2 protein-coding genes are annotated in these 1,345 nt (G+C 43.6%); both read right to left on the bottom strand.

Annotated elements, in window-relative coordinates; translation table 11 throughout:
- On the bottom strand, positions 1-963 hold a 963-nt coding region (locus B147_RS0109895; protein WP_026259594.1), incomplete at its 3' end, for a tyrosine-type recombinase/integrase.
- The coding region (locus tag B147_RS28070; protein WP_020587044.1) for a site-specific integrase at positions 960-1,345 on the bottom strand (386 nt) is incomplete at its 5' end. The genes B147_RS0109895 and B147_RS28070, both read right to left, overlap by 4 nt.

Genomic DNA, 1,345 nt, shown 5'->3' with positions numbered 1-1,345 from the left:
ATCAATTTTTTTGTCATGAGTTATTTTCGATTGCATATATTCCATGAGCGCATTTTGGACTTCCCGTTTTTTTGACAGATCCAGTTGCAGATAGGTCATTGTTGATTCAATACTTTGATGACCAAGACGATTTTTGATATCCGATACCGGAGCACCTAAGGTGACCATATTGACCGCACACGAATGCCTGAAGCAGTGGGCCGGACTCAGTCCTTTCAGCCTTTTTTCCGGCAATGCTGCGGTCAAATATTTCCTGCAAATTTTGTTGATGCCGTGCCGGGTCATTTCCCGCTTCCGTTGGTTGATAAAAAGCCTATGGGCAAATAACGGGATGGGATCTACCCTATGATTGGTGATATAATCCGAGATCAACGAGGCTGTTCTGGAGCATAGATTAATCAAGCGGTAACGGTTTCCCTTTCCCAGGACTGCAATGGTTTCGTTTTCGGGATCAAAAAAATCAAATTCCAATGTGGCAATCTCACTGGCCCGGGCACCGGAGTCATAAAGCAAATGTAGAATGGTAAAATCCCTCATGCCTTCTTTCTTTTTCAGATCTACGGCACTGAAGACTTTCATGATTTCTTCAGGATATAAAAACCCCATCACCTTTTTTTGAGATCTTTTTTGAGGGATGTTCAGGAGGCCTTCGGCGATTTGTTTTTTGTCCGGATGCATGAAGCGGATCATCTTGGCCAAAGACTTGATCACGGCCAGGCGCTGGTTTCGAGTCTGCACGCTATTTTTTCGATTTTTTTCCAGATGCTGGAGAAAGGCAAGCACTGCATCCACTGTTAAGTGTTCTATTGTCAACGACTTGATTTTTATTGAGTGATGATTCGTCAGGAAATGCAGGAACAAAGACAGGCTCTGCCGGTAAGCTTGGACACTTTGTTTACTCGTCCCTTTTATCGAGGGCAAGTATTCATAAAAATACTGGTGCAGGCATCTTGTCAATCTCATGCGTCCTCGCTTTTTGATATCGAAAAATTAAACAGTTGCCGACGGTGCTCAGCATCCAGTACCTTCAAATAATAGGTAGTGTATTTGTATTTGCTGTGCCCCATGTAAGCTGCCAGTACAGGCAGGGCATTTTGACAGGATTTTCCTTGCTGTTTTATCCTTTTCAGCGTGTTCACAGCAAACGAATGCCGCAGGGAATGATGTGAAGGCTGGCTGAAGTTCGTCGTACCGATTATTTTCCGGGAGTGATCAAGATTAATATCTGTGAGAGCCTGTTTAAATCTCCGATTTATAAACATGCGTACCAGTTTTTTCCCTTTCACCTTTACCAGCAAAAAAGGGCTGTCATCCTCATCAGGGAATAACCGGCGGACTTTTAGCA

Source organism: Desulfobacter curvatus DSM 3379 (assembly GCF_000373985.1).
Taxonomy (GTDB): Bacteria; Desulfobacterota; Desulfobacteria; order Desulfobacterales; family Desulfobacteraceae; genus Desulfobacter; species Desulfobacter curvatus.
The sequence above is the reverse complement of the archived record's forward strand: the minus strand, read 5'-3'. Positions and strand labels throughout refer to the sequence as shown.